Origin of the sequence: Rhizobium sp. Pop5 (assembly GCF_024721175.1) — a bacterium.
GTDB lineage: Bacteria > Pseudomonadota > Alphaproteobacteria > Rhizobiales > Rhizobiaceae > Rhizobium.
On record NZ_CP099402.1, the window covers coordinates 704803 to 722466 of the forward strand.

Here is a 17664-nt window from a genome sequence, read left to right on the forward strand (position 1 = left end):
GGGCAGAGGGCCAGTGTAAAACAAGAAGTTCCTAGCCGACGCTGTCCAGCATCTTGTAATACATGCCGACCAGCGGCAGGAACCAGGGTGTTCCGAAGTGCCCCGGGACCGCCGGCCAGTCGAGCCCCTTCATGGGATTGCGGTCCGGCCGTCCGAGGATCGCGTCGGCGATTAGCATTCCGAGATGGGTCGAAAGCTGCGCGCCATGGCCGGAGTAACCCATGGCGTACCAGACGCCATCATGAAAGCCTGCGCGCGGAAACCGGTCCTTGGTGACGTCTACGAGGCCGCCCCAGCAATAGTCGATCTCGACACGGGCAAGTTGCGGGAAGATCTCTGTGAGGCTCGCCTTCAGGATCGCTCCGATCTTGGCGTCCGAACTGTGGTCGGAAGTTGCCGAGAAGCGCGCGCGGCCTCCGAAGATCAGTCGGTTGTCGGGCGAGAGCCGGAAATAGTTGCCAATATTCTTCGACGTGACGCAGGTGCGGTTGCCGGGCATCGTCGCCGCAATCTCCGCTTCGCTCAGCGAACGCGTGGCAATGATGAAGCTGCCTACCGCAATGATCCGGCGCCGGAAATAGCCGAAGGTCGAGGGTGTATAGGCGCCGGTGGCAACAAGCACCGCATCGGCGGTGACGCTGCCGCGACCGGTTTTCAGATGATGACGGCGGTCCGACTGCCGATGGCCCGTGACGGCGGCGTTCTCGAAGATCGTCGCGCCGTGACGCTTTGCGGCCTCGGCAAGCCCTGTGACGTATCGGCCCATATGCATCATCGCGCTCTTCTTCGAGAGCATCGCGCCGAAGAAGGGCGAACGGATCTCTTGTTTCAGGTCGTCTGCGCCAAGCAGCGCCGTGTCGGGATCGACCTCAGCATTCACGGCTTCGAAGTTGCGGGCGATTGCCTGGAAATGTTGGGGCGTTGAGGCGAGTTTGAGCTTCCCGGCGCGGCGGAAATTGCAGTCGATGCCCTCCTCCGCAATCAGCGCTTCGATCGTGTCGATGGAGTCGTCCAAGGCATTGTAAAGCGCGATCGCCCTCTCCTTGCCGAGTTCCGCCCTTGCCGCCAGGTAGCTATGCGCAAGCCCGTTGTTTAGGTGCCCACCATTGCGACCGGAGGCGCCCCAGCCAACATTCTCCGCCTCCAGCACCACAACCTTAGCACCCGCCTTCGCGAGTTGTCGGGCGGCGCCGAGACCAGTGAAGCCGCCGCCGATCACTGCGACGTCGTAGTGGCCATCGACCGGACCCTCCGCGGCCCCGGTAAAAGCTTGGGCGTTGTCATGCCAGTAGGATAGGAATTTCATGGCAGTGCGCCTTGTTCTTTACGTTGGATCGCCCGGAGATGGGCGAGGAGGTCAACCGGGTTGAAATAGCTTCGTCAGCGGTAGTTGCGTCTTGCGGATCGGCGATTTCAGCACGACGAAGCTGAAGTATTTGTCGATACCGACGTCCAATTCGACCAGCCGCTCCATAATCTCCTGATATTCGCCGATCCCAGTGGTCACGAATTTCAAGAGATAATCGTACCCGCCCGAGATCACATGGCACTCGATGAGTTGCTCGATCCTCTCGATGGCAGCAAGGAAGCGTGCAAAATCGGTCTGCCGATGGTTCTTCAGCGTAACCTCAGTAAACACCGTCAGCGCCTGCCCCAACTTCGCGATATTGATGAGCGCCGTGTAGCCTTCGATGTAGCCCTCCGACTGGAGGTTCTTCAGTCGCACCAGGCAGGGGCTCGGCGACAGGTTGACCATCTCCGCAAGCTCAACATTCGTCATCCGGCCATTCTGCTGGAGTACATGCAGGATCTTGATGTCGATACGATCTAGCTTCATGGATGTAGCTTTCGCTGATGAAGAGAGCGCGTGCCATTCGGCCGCCGAGGCAGCTGATGTCACACCGGTGCGGCGGCTTTCCTGAGCGCATGTTCGATGGCTTCGAGGAATCGGTCCACATGCTCCGCCTGGCAAACGAGCGGAGGACGAACTTTGAGCGTATCCTCGTTGGCGCCCGTCGTACTGATGAGAACGCCATCATCACGCAGCAGGTTTACGATCTCCAGTGCCATGGCGCGTCGACCGGCCGCCCCCATTCCGTCCAGCCCGATGTCAATGCCGAAGAACAGGCCGGCATTTCGGACATCGCGAACACCCGGATGCCGTGTGGCAAGCTGCTGCAATCCCACCCTCAGGCGCTCGCCCATGACATGCGCATGCTCCAGGATCCGGTCTCGATGCAAGATGGTCAGGACGGCATCCGCTGCCGCGATCCCGACGGTATTGCCGCCGAAGGTGTTTGAGTAGCGGGCGGCAGCGCCAAAGCGATCCATCGCTGTCTTGCGGCCGACAACCGCGCCGATCGGAAATCCATTGCCCATCGGCTTACCGAGAGTGACGAGGTCCGGAACGACTTCGTGCCGCTCAAAACCCCACATGTTTTTGCCCGTCCGCCCGAAGCCTGGCTGAACTTCATCGGCAATCACGAGGCCGCCCACCTCTCGCACCGCGTTGACTCCGCCCGCAATGAAACCAGGCGGATCCACCCATACGCCGTCGCTGGAGAAAATGCTGTCAAAGAGCAAGGCCGCTACGCCAGTGCCACGTCGATTCAAATCGGCGATGGCCGATCGGACCTGTTCCTCAAAGAATGCCGCAGCTTGCATCTCGGATACGCCGGCGGGCCCGTGCAGCGAGACCATCCGGACGGCAGGACTCAGCTTGACGGCGTCGCCCAAATTGGGCGACACCATCGCCGTGGCCGCGCTTGTGCCGTGATAGGCATGGGACGTGACGATCACGCCCTCACAGCCGCTAACCAATCTGGCGATGCGGAGCGCCAGATCATTCGATTCGCTGCCCGTGCAGGTGAATACAACGCGGTTCAGCTCCTGAGGAAACGTGCCCACAAGCCGTTCGGCATAATCGACAAGCCTCGGTTCGAGATATCGCGTGTTTGCGCTAATTCGACTGGCTTGTTCCGTCATCGCGGCGTTTACTTCCGGATTGCAATGCCCCAGAGAAGGCACGTTGTTATAGAAGTCCAGATAACGACGTCCGTCGGGATCGTAGAGCCACATGCCCTCGCCGCGAATGAAATGAACGGGTCGGCGGTATTGGAGCCTGTACGAGTTCCCAAGTACGTTGTCCCGGCGCGCGATAAGCTCAGATTCGCGCATTGGAATCGTGGCTTCACCAGGGGTAAAACGGTTAGGCATAAGATCTGTGGACATAGCTTTGATCCTGTAAGTTTCATCCGCGAGAAGGCGCGAGTTATCGTTCTGACTGCCAAGGCGACTGACGAAAACCTTGGGTCGTCTCCGGCAACGCCGGGTCAAGCCACCGCACGCAGCACAGCGAGCTCTGCCTCTTCGACCCCTAGCGACGATAGTATCGAGAGCCCGCGTTCGGCGCGGCCCACGTTCTTTTTGATATACGCTGCCTCCGCCGGAAACAGTCTGGCTCGCCAATAGTTGATCAGGATGAGCGCGCTTTGCCGCGCCTTTATCAGCCCGACGAGCAGCTTTGCCTCGAGCGCGGAAAGCGGAAGCACCGACGCATAACCCGAGATGAGATTTTCTGCGCCTCCGATAGCCAAAGTCGGATCTGTCACCACGAGGCTCGCCGCAACAGCCAGATCCTGAATCCGTGGCCCCCAGCAGCCGTCCCCAAAATCTATGAATGCGACACCATTATCGGTGAGGAGTGTGTTGAACGGGCTGGGGTCATTGTGCGTGACCTGCCAGGCTACCTCGCGCAATTGCAGTTCGATGGAGTCGACATAGTTGTTCATGGCAAGACGCACGGATGCCGCGACAGGCTCTGAAGGCAAATGCTCCGCTAGTCCCATTAGCCGCGACCAGCATCCGACATGCCAAAGAACTGGACGGTGGATGGCGGGTAAACTCAGAGGCTCGAGAGCCAGACTGAGCCTGGCGAGCGCTTGACCGACCCGGTAAAGGGCGTCCCGAGTTGCGGTCACCTGGTGCAGCGGCGTTCCTGAAAGTCGGGTCTGCAGGTAGCCGCAAATCTTCTCCTCGTCGAACATCAACTTGGCATCATTGGTACGCACGATATGAGGAGCTGCGAAACCGAAAGCGCCTTTCAGTCCGGCAAGGGCCGCAACCTGGAAGCGGAAACTGTCTCTTCCTTCGGGCCGCGTTGAGGTTTTGAGGATCAACTGGTCGCCGGTCAACAGCTTGACCTCGGCGGTACACTCAGCCTCCGAGGAGAGAACGCTGATCGCTCCCGTTACACCATAGTGGCGCAGCAGCAACTCGGACAACGGTGTTCCGGCAGAGCTCGGCTTTGTCGCCAGAGTTGCTGCAGCGTCCTCAAAATATGCTTCAGTGAACGGCTCCCGGACCGACGGATTGTCGTCGAGATGACGCGCACCGCCGTCTGAAACCACATCATTGGGGGTACCCACGACTGAAACCCTCACACTGTTTGAATTCGGGCGGCGTACTCATCCGAAGCGATCGTCGCTATGACATCCGGTCCGCTTCGATCAATCCCGACTGGGTTCGGCATTTGCTGCCGAAGCACATGAACGCGGCGGCATTGCAATGCCCCGCCCCGATCTCACGGCAAACCGAGACTGGTTGTCGGGCCGGTGGGATCGGGATTTTCAGATGGTATTCTCGCACATTAAAGCCCGACGACGCCGGGCAATCCGGAGATGCCTGCGATTTCGGTATATCCGTAATAGGGATTGGCCGGCTCGTGACCGCGATTGACCCAAACCTTGTTCTTGATCCCGAGGTCATGTGCGGACATCAGATCGTAGCGGAATGAGGAGGAGCAATGCAGGATGTCCTCCGGGCCACAACCAAGCATATCGAGCATATATTCGAACGCCCGGAAGTGCGGCTTGTAGGCGCCGGCCTGTTCGGCGGTGTAGACGGCGTGGAACGGCGCGCCGAGCTTCTCGACGTTGGACATGATCTGCGAGTTCATCGCATTTGACAGAATGACCAGTGGAATTTCCTTGGCCACCTTGGCAAGACCCGCCGGAACGTCTGGATGCGGCCCCCAAGTGGGAACACGTTCGTAAACCATCTGCGCGTCTTCGTCCTTAAACTCGACGCCGTTGCGTTTGCAGGTCCTTGCCAATGCGTTGTGGACCACTTCCGCATAAGGCTTCCAGTCGGCCATGACTTCATCAAGGCGGTATGCGGAAAAGTCCGTGATGAACTGCAGCATTTTCTGCTCGCTCATTCGGTCGCCGTAAAGATCACGTGCCGCCTCCGCCATCTGGAAGTTGATGAGAGTGCCATGGCAATCGAAGGTGATGTATTTCGGGCGGAAAGTAGTCATGCGCTTCGTCCTTCCTTTGCGGGGAGTTGTTTAAGTTATGACAAACCATAGCCCGGTGCTCGGATCCGAATTGCCCGGAGATTGCGGAACATCAGCACAAAATGCTGGAAGGAAACATCATTTGCGCTTGTGACTGCAGGGTTACAGTGATCCGCGGTCGAGATGCCGGACGCGGTAGGTAGGTACTGCCCGGTCAACGCGTCATGCCGGAAACGGAAGCGCAACCGCGAAGTATGGGCTTGCGTCGCAGAGATTTCGCGAAGCGGAAAGGGTCCGATCCTGAGAAGCTCGTCATTCGGCACCCTACGCGACAGCGAGTAAGATCGACTGGGTCAGCTCCCAATCATTTGCCGAGATTGGCACTGGAAGTGGCGGGATAGCTGCAGCACCCCGCCCAAGCTCCAAAAGGCGCCTGCCAGTACTCTCTGCCAAAATTGCCGTGCGATATAAAACAATCTGCCAGGGGTCCCGCGAATGCGGTCAATAGACTTACAGCAGGCTTGATATGATCAGTGCAGGTCGGGTCGCAATGCGCCGACGCATCCGATGAATTGAATAGAGAGGTCACGCATGAAAACGCTGCTGCTCAAGAAGAATGAGGTAGCACGGCTTATCGGCATGACGGAAGTCATTAGCGCGGTCGAAGAGGCTTATAAGGCCTCCAGCAGCGACCAGGTGGAACAGCCCGACTATATCGGGATTCATCTGCCCTCCCTGCGTGGCGAGATCGACTTCAAACTTGGCTATCATAAAGTCGCTGAAATCATCTCCATGAAGGCGCATTCGGGAGGGTTCGCCAACAACCCGGCAGAACACGGCGTGCCGAACAGCATGGGCACCATTCTCCTGTTTGATGCCAGGAGCTGTGCGTTGATTTGTATCATGGATGGCAGCTTGATCACTGGCCTTAGAACCGGGGCGGCGGGAGCCGTCTCCGTCAAAGCGCTGGCCAGAAAGAACGCCAGGACGATCGCGTCGATCGGCACCGGCAATCAGGCAAGAATGCAAATCCGGGCGATCAATGAGATCATGAAGATCGAAGAGATCCACGCCTGGGACAGCACCTACGAAACAAGTTCCAAATACAAGGCGGACATCGAGCGCGAATTCGGCATTTCCGTCACCGTCGCAAGCTCGAAGAAGGAGGCGGTGGAGCGGGCCGACATCTTGATCACAACGACCCGAGGGAAAGGGTCGCTTGTAGAAGCGGCATGGGTAAAACCCGGTACGCACATCGTCGCAATCGGCACGGATCAACGCGGCAAACAGGAGCTGGATCCAGAGCTCTTCCGAAACGCCAAAATCATTGTCGACTCGCTTTCGCAATGCACGGAGAAGGGCGAGACCTGGCACCCGCTGGATAAAAACATCATTACCAAGGACGACATCCACGGTGAAATCGGCGCGGTATTATTGGGGAGGAAGCCGGGACGAGAAAGTGATGACGAAATCACCATTTTCGACTCCACGGGGATGGCCATACAAGACAATACGACCGCCAGCAGAATTTATCGCAACGCCATAGCCAATAATATCGGCACTTTCTTCCAGTTTTTTGAGGAATGACCATGCGCAACTATCCGACCATTCAGGACATCCATGAAGCTCGGCAACGGTTAGAGCCGCATGTCAGGCACACGCCGCTATTGCGTGCCGACAAAATCGAGAAAGCGGCTGGTTGTCAGCTCTACCTCAAACCGGAAACCCTGCAGATCACTGGCGCATTCAAGATCCGCGGCGCCCTGAACAAGGCTCTCTCGCTCCCCCGAGAAGAGATCGCAAACGGGATCATTGCGACCTCGTCGGGCAATCATGCCCAGGCGCTTGCTTACGCAGCCAAGATGCTCGGCGTAAAAGTCAGGTTGGTGCTGCCGGTCACCACACCCAAAATCAAGATCGCCAATACGGAAGCCCTTGGCGCGGAAGTCATTCTTTTTGATGGTGATAACGCTGCTAGATGGAGAAAAGTCTACGAGATCGCTGAAGGAAACAATTATGCGGTCATTCACGGCTTCGAGGACCCCGTCGTAATGGCTGGTCAGGGAACGATCGGGTGTGAGATCCTGGAAGACCTGGAAGATGTGGACACGGTTATCGTGCCCTTGGGCGGTGGAGGGCTGATCTCGGGCATCGCCACTGCGATAAAAGAAACCAAGCCATCGGTGCGCGTTATCGGGGCAGAGCCTGCCTTGACGCCGAAATACTTTTACAGCCGGAAAAACCACGAGCGCACATCGCTTCCGTTAAAGAACACGATTGCGGATGGCCTAAGGTTAAGTGTTCCGGGTCAAAATCCGTACCCGATCATCGAAAAATATGTCGACGAGATTGTTCTTGTTGAAGACGAACACATCATCGCCGGAATGCGCGCCCTTGCCAAGGATGCAAAATTGATCGCGGAACCAGCCGCCTCCATCGGAATAGGAGCCCTGTTGGCAGGCAACATTCACGTGGAGCCAGATGAGAAAGTGTGTGCGGTCTTGTCCGGCGGAAATTGGGATCTAAGCGACCTTGCCGAGATTTACAATGTAGCGCCCTGATCCGTTTTCACCTTCGATTAATGCACCAACCCGATCGCCGTTGAACATCTGGGATCACATCTGCGCGACTGGAAGCGATCTAACCGCGGGGGAAACGCGTGCTTCATTCGGCAGGGCGACGGACCAAGCCAAATATGAGAGCCACCAATGAAACATGCCCACAGGTTTTATATCGACGGGGAGTGGGTCGAGCCGTCTGTGTCGAAAACACTTGAGGTCATCGATCCCTCGACGGAACTGCCGATCGGAACGATCGCACTCGGCAGTGCCGCCGACGCAGAAAGGGCGGTCGCGGCTGCGCGGCGGGCCTTCTCCTCCTTCTCGCAGACGTCCAATGAAGAGCGCATCGAGCTGCTGACGCGCATTGTAATGATTCTGAAGCGTCGCAACGACGAGCTCGGCGATGTCATCTCACGGGAAATGGGCGCACCGCTCGCCATGGCCCGGGCTGAGCAGGCCGCCATCGGCGCTGTCCATTTCGAGCAGGCGATCAAGGCCATCGAGACCTTTGCCTTCGACTACATGCAGGGGGCCACGCGCATCCTGCACGAGCCCGTCGGTGTGGTTGCGATGATTACGCCGTGGAACTGGCCGATCAATCAGATCGCCTGCAAGGTCGCTCCGGCCCTCGCCACGGGATGCACCATGGTCCTGAAGCCGTCGGAGATCGCTCCGTTCAACGCTGTGATCTTCGCCGAGATCATGAATGAGGCCGGCGTGCCGAAGGGGGTCTTCAACCTCGTGCAAGGCGACGGGCCTACTGTAGGTGCGGTACTGGCCGGCCACCCGGATGTGGACATGGTGTCCTTCACCGGGTCGACCCGCGCCGGCATTGCCGTGGCGCAGGCGGCAGCACCGACGGTCAAGCGGGTGCATCAGGAGCTTGGGGGCAAGTCGCCGAACATCATCCTGCGCAGCGCCGACTTCTCGGCCGCGGTCGCCGCTGGCGTGCGCCGGTGCTTCGGCAATTCCGGCCAGACCTGTACCGCGCCAACGCGGATGCTGGTGCCGGCGGAGCGAATGGCGGAAGCAAGCTCGATCGCCGCGATCGAAGCGGCTGCGCTCGTTGTCGGTCCCCCTTCGGATCCGCGCACCAGCCTCGGACCAGTCGCAAGCGCCGCCCAGTTCGACAAGATCCAGACGCTGATCGAACGCGGCATCGCGGAAGGAGCCGAGCTCGTCGCGGGTGGCCTCGGCCGCCCTTCGCATCTCGATGCGGGCTATTACGTGCGCCCAACCGTGTTTGCCCGCGTCACCAATCAGATGGCGATTGCGCGGGAGGAAATCTTCGGCCCGGTGCTGTCGATCATCGGCTATGACAGCGAAGAGGAAGCGATCGCGATAGCCAACGATACGCCCTACGGGCTGGCCGCCTACATACAGGGCGATCCAAAGGAGGCGCGCGCGCTCGCAGGCAGGCTGCGCGCCGGAACCGTTCGCCTCAACGGCTCCGCCTGGGACGCAGCCGCCCCTTTCGGCGGCTACAAGCAATCAGGCAACGGTCGGGAGTACGGGAAATTTGGACTGCACGAGTTTACCGAAATCAAGGGCATCGTCGGCTTCTTGGACGAGTGCGACACGCAAACCTAGCCAGTCGTCGAAAGCGGGTGTCGAGCATCGCGCTTTCCCAAAACGTGCGGCACACACTCGATGAAAGGGATAAAAGTCGCTGACATCGACAATGAGACGGAAACCTGGCCGCCCCTTTTGCTCGGCCACCAGAGGCTGGAGAGCACCGGCGCAATACCTCGGGATCGACGTCGACAACACCTAACCATTCCGTAGCAAGTTGAATCGCGGTGCTTGTGGCTGCGCTTCTAATCGAAGCGCCCCTTCTGCAGGAACCAACCGAAGATCGACTTTGCCCAGCCATCTCCGACGCTTTGCTGACGAGCGTTGTGCGCCCCGATCAATCGCCTGGGTTATCGAAAGCGGATATCGTTAGCGGCAGCGCACAACCCGCCCCGAGCCCGACGTCCGGATCGCACCATCATCTAATCCGGCAAGTCACGCTTACGCAAGGGAGGCCATGCTTGCCCCTCCGGACGATAAAGAGAAGGGGCGAAGGCCCCCCCCGGCTCATCAGCAAAATGGCCTGAGCCCCGGTTTTCAGGCGCGCTTGAGGGCTGGCTCCAGGCCAACGGCGGCGGCCAGCCCGCCGATATCCTTAATCTCAGTGTATTCGTAATAGGGATTGGCCGGCTCATGGCCGCGGTTGACCCAGACCTTACTCTTGATGCCCAGGTCATAGGCGGTCATCAGGTCGTAGCGGAAAGATGAGGAGACATGAGTAATGTCTTCCGGTCCGCAGCCGAGCTTCTCGAGCATGTATTCGAAACCCTTCATCAGCGGTTTGTAGGCCCCGACTTCTTCTGCCGTGATTACCATATGGATGGGCGCGCCCAGCTTTTCGACATTCGACATGATCAGGCTGTTCATGGAGTTCGACAGGATGACCAGCGGAATTTCCTTGGCCACCCTGGACAGGCCAGCCGGGACATCCGGGTGCGGACCCCAGGTTGGCACCTCGTCATAGATGCGTTGCGCGTCTTCGGGTTTGAACGGGATACCGATGCGTTTACAGCTGCGTTCGATTGAATTGTGCACCACTTCGACGAAGGGTTTCCATGGTCCCAGCACCTCGTCAAGGCGATAGCCCCTGAAAGCCTCGACGAAGGCGACCATCGCTTCAGGGGAGAGGCGCTCGCCGTAGACGCGTCGCGCAGCGCCGGCCATATCGAAATTGGTGAGCGTGCCGTAGCAGTCGAAGGTCACGTACTTCGGTCGAAATTGAGTCATGGCGTGTATTCCTTCCAATTTTCTTGGCACGGTGTGCCTATCCAAGGTCATCGTAGCGGGCATACCGCCTGTCTAAAGAGGACGCGGTTCCGATAGACTGCAATGCCGCAGCGGAGCAGTATCCTTTGCGAATCCGTAACCGGTCATTTCTTCTGCCTTTGTCGATACCGGTCGGATCCACCCAAGCGGAGCACTCCAACTTGTTTGCTGCATTCCGACGAGTGGAATGCACACTGGCATAACTTTGCGACCATGGCAACCAATTGTACAACAATTTTTAAGATCCTTCGTTCTGCAACTCTCCTCGTTCCTGCTTGCCGTAGCGATCGGTTGCTCCTGGCAATTATCTTAAATAGCTGAAATTGCTACGTATTGATTCGGACTTATCAGGAGAATTCCGCTCTTGGTGATTGGGAATCGGATTGATTGTTTTCCGTTGCGTAAAAAAATTGTTGTACAAAAATTGGAGTGTGACATACTGAGACCATCGAGCCTCCCATTCTCGAGGTAGGATCTGAGTGAGTTTCAAGATGGATCATAAGCATCAGTGCGGGCCAGCCCGCATCCCTGAGCTTTCCGAGGCGTGCCATCCCGTGGGAACCGAGGAAGCCGAAGCAATCGCCGAGCGGCTATATGGCACTCGCGGCTCGGCAACACGCTTTGAAACCGAAAAGGACGACACGTTCCTCCTCGACTGCGCGGCCCAGGGGAAGTTTGTGCTCAAGATCGCTCATCCTTCTGAGCGGATCGTGGAGCTCGATTTCCAGGTCGCACTGACGCGGCATCTCGAGCAACGGGCCCCTGATCTACCCATCCCCCGCACTCTCCGCGACGTCGACGGGGCAGATTTGCCCGTCGTCACCACGAGTGACGGCGAGCGGCGCGTGGTGCGGCTCATTACCTTCCTGCTCGGCACCCCGCTCGACCGCACATTTTGCACAGCCCCCCAGCGCGAACGGATCGGTGAAATCCTGGCAAAGCTGCGTCATTCCATGGCCGATTTCACGCATCCCGCCGACGGCCGGGCGGTGGCATGGGATGTCACCCATCTGCTCGACCTCAGCGATCTGTTAAGTTTCATCCCCAGAGGCGACAGGCGGACCTGGACCGTCCGCGCGCTCGAGCGGTTTGCCGAAGTCAAGCCGAAACTCGACCTCTGCCGGCGACAAGTGCTCCACAACGATTTCAATACGTCGAACCTGGTCGTCGATCACGCCAACCCGCAGTTCCTGACCGGCGTCATCGACTTCGGCGATGCGGTCCGTACCGCCGTCGCCGTCGATGTCTCCACGGCGTTGATGAACCAGATGCCAAAAACCTTCGACCATGGGAACCGGCGTGATCTGTTCGACGAACCGCGCGACGTTCTGCGCGGTTATCTCCGCCATGCCGATCTGACGGACGAGGAGATCCGGCTCATTCCTTTCCTGTCGATGGGTCGTCTTGCGGTTCGCGCGCTGCTGACGTGCTGGCGCGCCGAGATCTTCCCCGAGAATAGCCGCTATATCTTGCGCAACACCGAAGCCGGCTGGGGCCATCTCGAGTGGTTCCACTCGATTTCCACCGCACAGATTTCCGATCTTCTGACACGATAGGAGCCATAATGTCCAAGCAAGCGACTACTCTTCCCCAGGGCTTCCGTGGCGACATGCCCAATGGCTTCAACCCTCAGGACACGTCTCATCTCACAAGTGAAGATCTGGCGCATGTCGCGAGGCGGCAACGGCTGCTCGGGCCTGCTTATCGGCTCTTCTACAAGTCGCCGGTTGAGATCTCTCGCGCCAAGGGCGTCTTCCTTTATGACAAGTTCGGCAACGAATATCTCGATGCTTACAACAACGTGGTATCGCTGGGTCACTCTCATCCGCGTATCGTCGAGGCGATCCAGAAGCAGCTCGAGGTACTCTGTACCCACACGCGTTACATGCAGGAGCCGCTGCTGGACTATGCCGAAGCCCTGATCAATACGTTCGGCGGCGAACTCGGCCGGACCGGATGCGCGATGTTCACATGCACGGGCTCGGAAGCCAACGATCTCGCCTTGCGGATCGCGCGTTACCACACACGCAAGACCGGCGTCATCGTCACCGCCGAAGCCTATCACGGCAACAGCGGCGCGGTGGCGGCTATCTCGCCGTCGCTCGGCAGGAAGTCGGCTCTGGATCCCTATCTTCGCACGGTCGCCGCGCCCGATTCCTATCGCCTCCCCGTCGAGGAAATCGGCCGGCGGATGGCGGATGATGTCGTGCGGCAGATCGCCGACATGGAGCGGCATGGCGGCGGCCTGGCGGCTTTTATCGCCGATTCCGTCTTCTCCTCCGATGGTCTTTACGTCGATCCGACCGACGTATTGGCGCCCGTGGCGGAATTGGTGCGCAAGGCGGGCGGCCTGTTCATTGCCGACGAGGTGCAATCCGGATTCGGGCGGACCGGCACCCATCTTTGGGGTCACCGCCGTCATAAGGTCGATCCGGATATCGTCACCATGGGCAAGCCCATGGGCAACGGCTATCCCGTCGCAGGCGTAGTGCTGCGGCCCGAACTCGTGGCCGAATTCGGATCCAGCATGCGCTACTTCAACACGTTTGGCGGCAACTCCGTCGCTATCGCCGCTGCAAAAGCCGTGCTCGACACGATCCTCGAAGAAGGCCTGTTAGACAATGCTGTCAAGATCGGCGGCGAAATCCTCGACGGCCTTCGGGACCTACAGAAGGAATATGAATTCGTCGGCGATGTTCGCGGGGCCGGCCTCTATTTCGCCGTCGAACTCGTCAAGGGTGGAGACCGGAAGACTCCGGACATGGACCGTGCGCTTGCAGCCGTCAATGCCTTGCGCGACCGGCGCATCCTCATTTCCGCGACGGGAGCGGACGCGCATATCCTGAAGATCAGGCCCCCGCTCATCTTCACATCATCCAATGCTGCTCGTCTGCTCGAGGGCATCGACGAGGCGCTTCGGTCCGTGCAGTAGGGCCTGCCTCCATGCGGCCAGGAGGCAAAATCATCTCCCTTGCCCTGCGCCGCCTCATGTGGCGTAGGTACACGTACATGATCAACGAGCAAAGCCAAAGCCATGCCGCCGCTGCCGCCAAGAATCGAGCTGAAGATCCAGAGATGAACGTCGAGCCCTTGCCCGCCAGCGCGGTGGAAATCCTGACCCACGCCTTGCGACGGCGCATCTTGTCGGGGGATTTCCGACCGGGCGAGTTCCTCCGCGACGTGAAGATGTGCGAAGAGCTTTCGACCTCGCGGCACACCTTCCGTACAGCAGCCCAGGTGCTCGTCACACAGGGCCTGCTGCGTCAGATACCGAACCGCGGCTTTGTGGTGCCCGAATTCGGGCCAGACGATATCGTCGATATCACCCGCGTGCGCGGCGCCGTCGAGGGCGAGGCCATTCGTCTGATCGTGCTGACCGGCGTCATCCCGTCTCAGGCACTGGAGGCAGTCGACGTTATGCACAGGTCGACGCTATCCTCCGACAGATCCCTGTTGGTTGCTGCGGACCGCGATTTCCACCGCGCAATCATCGCCGCGAGCGGTAGCGCTCGCCTGAAGCGGACCTATTCAGACCTCGAAGGCGAGATCGAACTCCTCCTCGCACAGCGGCAGGATTTCTACGCTACCGCCGAAGAAATGGCGGAAGAACACGAGCGGCTCATCAACAGCTTGAGAAGCCGGCACTACGATACGGCACGGGAGGCGTTCCAGGAGCACTGGGTGGATCTCCAGATCAAATTGCTTGATCAACGCTGACCAGCGCTCCATGCGGAGTTTGACAGTTCGGAAAGGATGAACTGTCAGGCGGCGCTGAGGATGCCGGCGCCGCGGGTTCGACGCGGAGCAAGCACCCATCTCGGATGCTTCCTCTGTGACTTCGCGAGGCCCCGCTTCGCGGCGTCGACGCTGAGCGTATGGCATCAAAGACGTAGTTGCGGCCGCTGCTGGCCAACTCGATCGAATAACGATACGGAGAAGTTTGATGCGTGAATACTCCATCGCAACCATACCCGCCGACGGCATCGGACCTGAGGTGATCGCCGCCGGCCAGACGGTTCTCGCAAACCTGGAGATGCGACTCGGCGACGTAAAATTCATCTTCGAAAATTTCAACTGGGGCACAGACTACTACAAGAAACATGGCGTGATGATGCCCTCGGATGGGGTGGAGCAGCTCAAGAAGTTCGACGCTATCTATTTCGGCGCGGTCGGAGCACCGGATGTTCCGGACCATGTCACCCTGTGGGGTCTCAGATTGCCGATCTGCCAGGGCTTCGACCAGTACGCCAATGTCCGGCCAACCAAAATCCTGCCTGGGATAACTTCCCCACTGCGCAATTGCGGCCCCGGCGACCTCGACTGGGTGATCGTGCGTGAGAACTCCGAAGGCGAATATTCCGGCCATGGCGGCCGCGCTCACCGCGGGTTGCCCGAAGAGGTCGGCACGGAGGTCGCCATCTTCACCCGCGTCGGCGTCACCCGCATCATGCGCTACGCTTTCAGGTTGGCTCAATCCCGACCGCGCAAGTTGCTTACGGTCGTTACGAAGTCCAATGCCCAGCGGCATGGCATGGTCATGTGGGACGAGATCGCTTGCGAGGTGGCAGAGGAATTCCCCGAGGTTACGTGGGACAAGATGCTGGTCGATGCCATGACGGTCCGGATGACGCTCAAGCCGCATAGCCTCGACACGATCGTGGCAACGAACCTGCACGCCGACATTCTTTCCGACCTCGCCGGTGCGCTTGCCGGTAGTCTGGGTATTGCACCGACGGCGAACATCGATCCGGAGCGCCGCTTTCCCTCGATGTTTGAGCCGATCCACGGCTCCGCCTTCGACATCACCGGCAAAGGCATCGCTAATCCGGTTGCGGCCTTCTGGACTGCGGCCCAGATGCTTGACCACCTCGGCGAGCGGGAGGGATCGGCCCGCCTCATGCGCGCTGTCGCGCAAGTGACCGGCGCGGGAATCCTTACCCCCGACGTGGGAGGTTCAGCGACAACCCGGGAGGTTACCGAAGCCGTCTGCGACGCAATCCACTCCTCTAATGTCTAGGGAAACTTAGCCGACTATGATCTTGGACGATCAGAAAGGAAGGAAGACATTGCGCAGCATCTTTGATGGCTGTCGGCAGTCCTGGCCCCGTGTCGATCGTCCAGCGGCATCCGCTGCCACGCGGAAGGCGGAAGTGTCGTGATCAGCGCCGGAAAGACATCCCGGCGGGCGCTCTCGTGACGCCAGACACACTCGCGCGCATGAACAGGTTGGTTTGATCCGAGGACGGTGCGCGTGCACAGCGACCATGTCCGAACAATCCTTATCAGCGGGAGCTGGCCGATGAAACTTGATCGGATCGACGTCAAGATACTTACCGCGTTGCAAACGAATGGCCGAATTACGAATGCCGCGCTTTCGGAGATGGTCAATCTCTCGCCTAGTCCCTGTTTGCTGCGCGTGAAAAAGCTGCAGGCGGAGGGATATATCGAGGGCTACTCTGCTCAGATCAATATCGGAAAGCTGGGCCAGACGTTGACGGTTTTCACCGAAATCACGCTGAAGAACCACCGTCATCTCGACTTCGCCAGATTTCTTGCTGCGATCGAGAAGGTAGATCAGGTCATCGAGTGCCATCTGGTTTCGGGAGGGTACGATTACCTCGTAAAATTCGTCACGGCCGGAATCGACGAGTACCAGGCGATCATGGAACGGCTTCTCGATTCGCAGATCGGCATTGACAAGTACTTCAGCTTCGTCGTGCTAAAATCGCCGCTGATCAAAGGGCATTTGCCGCTGGCAAGCCTGTTCCAGCAGTAATCTCGTAGCAGATGCATCGATGTTGGTCGGTCTGGCCGTCGTCCGGCATTGATGAGCAGCCGGCATCTCGTGCCGCCAGATTGGAGAGAGACGAGAAACGAAGCACGCTCGCATTAGCGCTCTGGCGAGCGATTGAGGCCGCCCGCTGTGGCCTTTGACGAGGCTATGTTCGAAGAGTAAAGGCCTATGCGCTTGATCATCTCGCCAAGCGGGAGTGCTCAACTGCCTCGCCCTTCAGACCTTCACTTCAGCCAACAGCTTGGCTCGCCAGGCAGAAGGTTTGAACGGCCGGTGTTTGAGGTCGGCCTCCTGCACGCCGGACCATCGCAACGACACCACCCTCATGACGTAGCCCGCATTTTTCGAGCGATGATGAAAGGCCGCTCGCCTCAGGGATGTCAATTCGCACGACACGACCTTCCTTGCCAGCGAGGATGAACGCCAGCAAATCCCTCGCCTGTTCGACGTTTCCCGCAACAACTGGCCCCACGACTTCGCCCTTGCCGAACAGCCGCGTCGCTGCGAAGGCGGCGATACCGTCACCATTCCGGATGGCGGCGAATGTCCCCTCCTTCGCCAGAACGTCATACAGACCGTCGCGATCGGCGCCGAATGCCGCACGATCGAGCGCCTTGATGGCCGGCAGGGCGGCAGACTCGATCCACTCAACATTTGCAGGGGCCTCGACGTGATCGGTGATACCCTGCTGGCGGACGATTTTATGCGTCGCAACGAAGCCCAACTTTTCATAAAGTGGCAAACCGTCACTTGTGGCCGTCAAACGGCATTCCCGATCACCGGCGAGTGCCAACACGGCGGTGGTCAACTTTCTTCCCAATCCCCGGCCGCGCTGGCTTTCGTCGACAATGATCATGTTGATGGCCGAGCAGGTGTCGCCGAAGGGGTCATCAGGGCGGTACCCACCACCCGGTCGCCCGCGAGGGCAACGCGTCCCTCGCTTAGGCCCCATATCATTTGCCAGTCTTCTCTCCTGTGCGCCCAGCCCGCCGCCCGCGACAACGCCACGGCACCGTCCAGATGGTGAGCCTCGAAAGGCGCAAGAACAATCGATTCCGTTTGCAAGAGTTCATCCATTTCGTGGTTCTCGTGAAATCGGGGCGAGCGATTGCCATCCAAGCGGAGTTTGAAAGTCGGATGGACGAATAAAGCGCCTACCCAGTCGGGGTTGAACC

The 17664-nt window shown here is 59.0% G+C and carries 14 protein-coding genes and 1 pseudogene; 8 read left to right on the top strand and 7 right to left on the bottom strand.

What is annotated here, in order from left to right; all coding sequences use genetic code 11:
* Positions 1-31: 31 nt before the first annotated feature.
* From NE852_RS31320 to NE852_RS31340, 5 genes are all read right to left on the bottom strand, one after another.
* Positions 32-1306, bottom strand: coding sequence for an FAD-binding oxidoreductase (locus tag NE852_RS31320; RefSeq protein WP_008523416.1), 1275 nt, complete (start codon positions 1304-1306; stop codon positions 32-34).
* Between the two features lie 51 nt (positions 1307-1357).
* Positions 1358-1837 carry an Lrp/AsnC family transcriptional regulator gene (locus NE852_RS31325; protein ID WP_258157031.1) on the bottom strand — a complete coding sequence of 160 codons (480 nt, stop codon included), beginning with the start codon at positions 1835-1837 and terminating at the stop codon, positions 1358-1360.
* A gap of 59 nt (positions 1838-1896) precedes the next feature.
* Complete coding sequence (locus tag NE852_RS31330; protein ID WP_037170755.1) at positions 1897-3231, bottom strand: aspartate aminotransferase family protein; 1335 nt, start codon at positions 3229-3231, stop codon at positions 1897-1899.
* A gap of 101 nt (positions 3232-3332) precedes the next feature.
* Entirely contained in the window at positions 3333-4427 is a 1095-nt protein-coding gene (locus NE852_RS31335; RefSeq protein WP_037170757.1) for a phosphotransferase enzyme family protein, read from the bottom strand.
* Positions 4428-4648: 221 nt separating this feature from the next.
* Positions 4649-5317 (bottom strand): haloacid dehalogenase type II, encoded by a 669-nt coding sequence (locus tag NE852_RS31340; protein WP_008523433.1) that lies wholly within the window; start codon positions 5315-5317, stop codon positions 4649-4651.
* 570 nt (positions 5318-5887) lie between these two features.
* On the opposite strand from NE852_RS31340, the gene NE852_RS31345 reads away from it, so the two are divergent.
* The 3 genes from NE852_RS31345 to NE852_RS31355 all read left to right on the top strand — a co-directional run bounded on the left by NE852_RS31345 (position 5888) and on the right by NE852_RS31355 (position 9447).
* Positions 5888-6883 carry an ornithine cyclodeaminase family protein gene (locus tag NE852_RS31345; protein ID WP_008523435.1) on the top strand — a complete coding sequence of 332 codons (996 nt, stop codon included), beginning with the start codon at positions 5888-5890 and terminating at the stop codon, positions 6881-6883.
* Positions 6880-7857, top strand: coding sequence for a threonine/serine dehydratase (locus tag NE852_RS31350; RefSeq protein WP_205621924.1), 978 nt, complete (start codon positions 6880-6882; stop codon positions 7855-7857). Before NE852_RS31345 ends, NE852_RS31350 begins: the two co-directional genes overlap by 4 nt.
* A 147-nt stretch (positions 7858-8004) precedes the next feature.
* Positions 8005-9447, top strand: coding sequence for an aldehyde dehydrogenase family protein (locus NE852_RS31355; protein ID WP_008523439.1), 1443 nt, complete (start codon positions 8005-8007; stop codon positions 9445-9447).
* A 519-nt stretch (positions 9448-9966) separates the two neighbouring features.
* On the opposite strand, the gene NE852_RS31360 is transcribed toward NE852_RS31355, so the two are convergent.
* Positions 9967-10656 (bottom strand): haloacid dehalogenase type II, encoded by a 690-nt coding sequence (locus tag NE852_RS31360; RefSeq protein ID WP_037170760.1) that lies wholly within the window; start codon positions 10654-10656, stop codon positions 9967-9969.
* Positions 10657-11186: 530 nt separating this feature from the next.
* Here NE852_RS31360 and NE852_RS31365 point away from each other — a divergent pair.
* From NE852_RS31365 to NE852_RS31385, 5 genes are all read left to right on the top strand, one after another.
* On the top strand, positions 11187-12251 hold the full coding sequence (locus NE852_RS31365) for a phosphotransferase (protein WP_245270533.1): 1065 nt from the start codon (positions 11187-11189) through the stop codon (positions 12249-12251).
* Between the two features lie 8 nt (positions 12252-12259).
* Complete coding sequence (locus NE852_RS31370) at positions 12260-13627, top strand: aspartate aminotransferase family protein (RefSeq protein ID WP_008523445.1); 1368 nt, start codon at positions 12260-12262, stop codon at positions 13625-13627.
* A gap of 77 nt (positions 13628-13704) precedes the next feature.
* Positions 13705-14412 (top strand): GntR family transcriptional regulator, encoded by a 708-nt coding sequence (locus NE852_RS31375; protein ID WP_008523447.1) that lies wholly within the window; start codon positions 13705-13707, stop codon positions 14410-14412.
* A gap of 226 nt (positions 14413-14638) precedes the next feature.
* Positions 14639-15712, top strand: coding sequence for a tartrate dehydrogenase (locus tag NE852_RS31380; protein ID WP_258157032.1), 1074 nt, complete (start codon positions 14639-14641; stop codon positions 15710-15712).
* 282 nt (positions 15713-15994) lie between these two features.
* Positions 15995-16471 carry an Lrp/AsnC family transcriptional regulator gene (locus NE852_RS31385; protein WP_008523467.1) on the top strand — a complete coding sequence of 159 codons (477 nt, stop codon included), beginning with the start codon at positions 15995-15997 and terminating at the stop codon, positions 16469-16471.
* 247 nt (positions 16472-16718) lie between these two features.
* Here NE852_RS31385 and NE852_RS31390 read toward each other — a convergent pair.
* Positions 16719-17554: pseudogene (locus tag NE852_RS31390) on the bottom strand (GNAT family N-acetyltransferase).
* Positions 17555-17664: the final 110 nt, after the last annotated feature.

Excerpts from the sequence above, each read along its gene's own strand:
- NE852_RS31355 (WP_008523439.1), top strand. The coding sequence starts at position 8,005 with ATGAAACATGCCCACAGGTTTTATATCGACGGGGAGTGGGTCGAGCCG.
- NE852_RS31345 (WP_008523435.1), top strand. The coding sequence starts at position 5,888 with ATGAAAACGCTGCTGCTCAAGAAGAATGAGGTAGCACGGCTTATCGGC.
- NE852_RS31330 (WP_037170755.1), bottom strand. The coding sequence starts at position 3,231 with ATGTCCACAGATCTTATGCCTAACCGTTTTACCCCTGGTGAAGCCACG.
- NE852_RS31385 (WP_008523467.1), top strand. The coding sequence starts at position 15,995 with ATGAAACTTGATCGGATCGACGTCAAGATACTTACCGCGTTGCAAACG.
- NE852_RS31375 (WP_008523447.1), top strand. The coding sequence starts at position 13,705 with ATGATCAACGAGCAAAGCCAAAGCCATGCCGCCGCTGCCGCCAAGAAT.
- NE852_RS31380 (WP_258157032.1), top strand. The coding sequence starts at position 14,639 with ATGCGTGAATACTCCATCGCAACCATACCCGCCGACGGCATCGGACCT.
- NE852_RS31340 (WP_008523433.1), bottom strand. The coding sequence starts at position 5,317 with ATGACTACTTTCCGCCCGAAATACATCACCTTCGATTGCCATGGCACT.
- NE852_RS31350 (WP_205621924.1), top strand. The coding sequence starts at position 6,880 with ATGACCATGCGCAACTATCCGACCATTCAGGACATCCATGAAGCTCGG.
- NE852_RS31325 (WP_258157031.1), bottom strand. The coding sequence starts at position 1,837 with ATGAAGCTAGATCGTATCGACATCAAGATCCTGCATGTACTCCAGCAG.
- NE852_RS31370 (WP_008523445.1), top strand. The coding sequence starts at position 12,260 with ATGTCCAAGCAAGCGACTACTCTTCCCCAGGGCTTCCGTGGCGACATG.
- NE852_RS31320 (WP_008523416.1), bottom strand. The coding sequence starts at position 1,306 with ATGAAATTCCTATCCTACTGGCATGACAACGCCCAAGCTTTTACCGGG.
- NE852_RS31360 (WP_037170760.1), bottom strand. The coding sequence starts at position 10,656 with ATGACTCAATTTCGACCGAAGTACGTGACCTTCGACTGCTACGGCACG.
- NE852_RS31365 (WP_245270533.1), top strand. The coding sequence starts at position 11,187 with ATGGATCATAAGCATCAGTGCGGGCCAGCCCGCATCCCTGAGCTTTCC.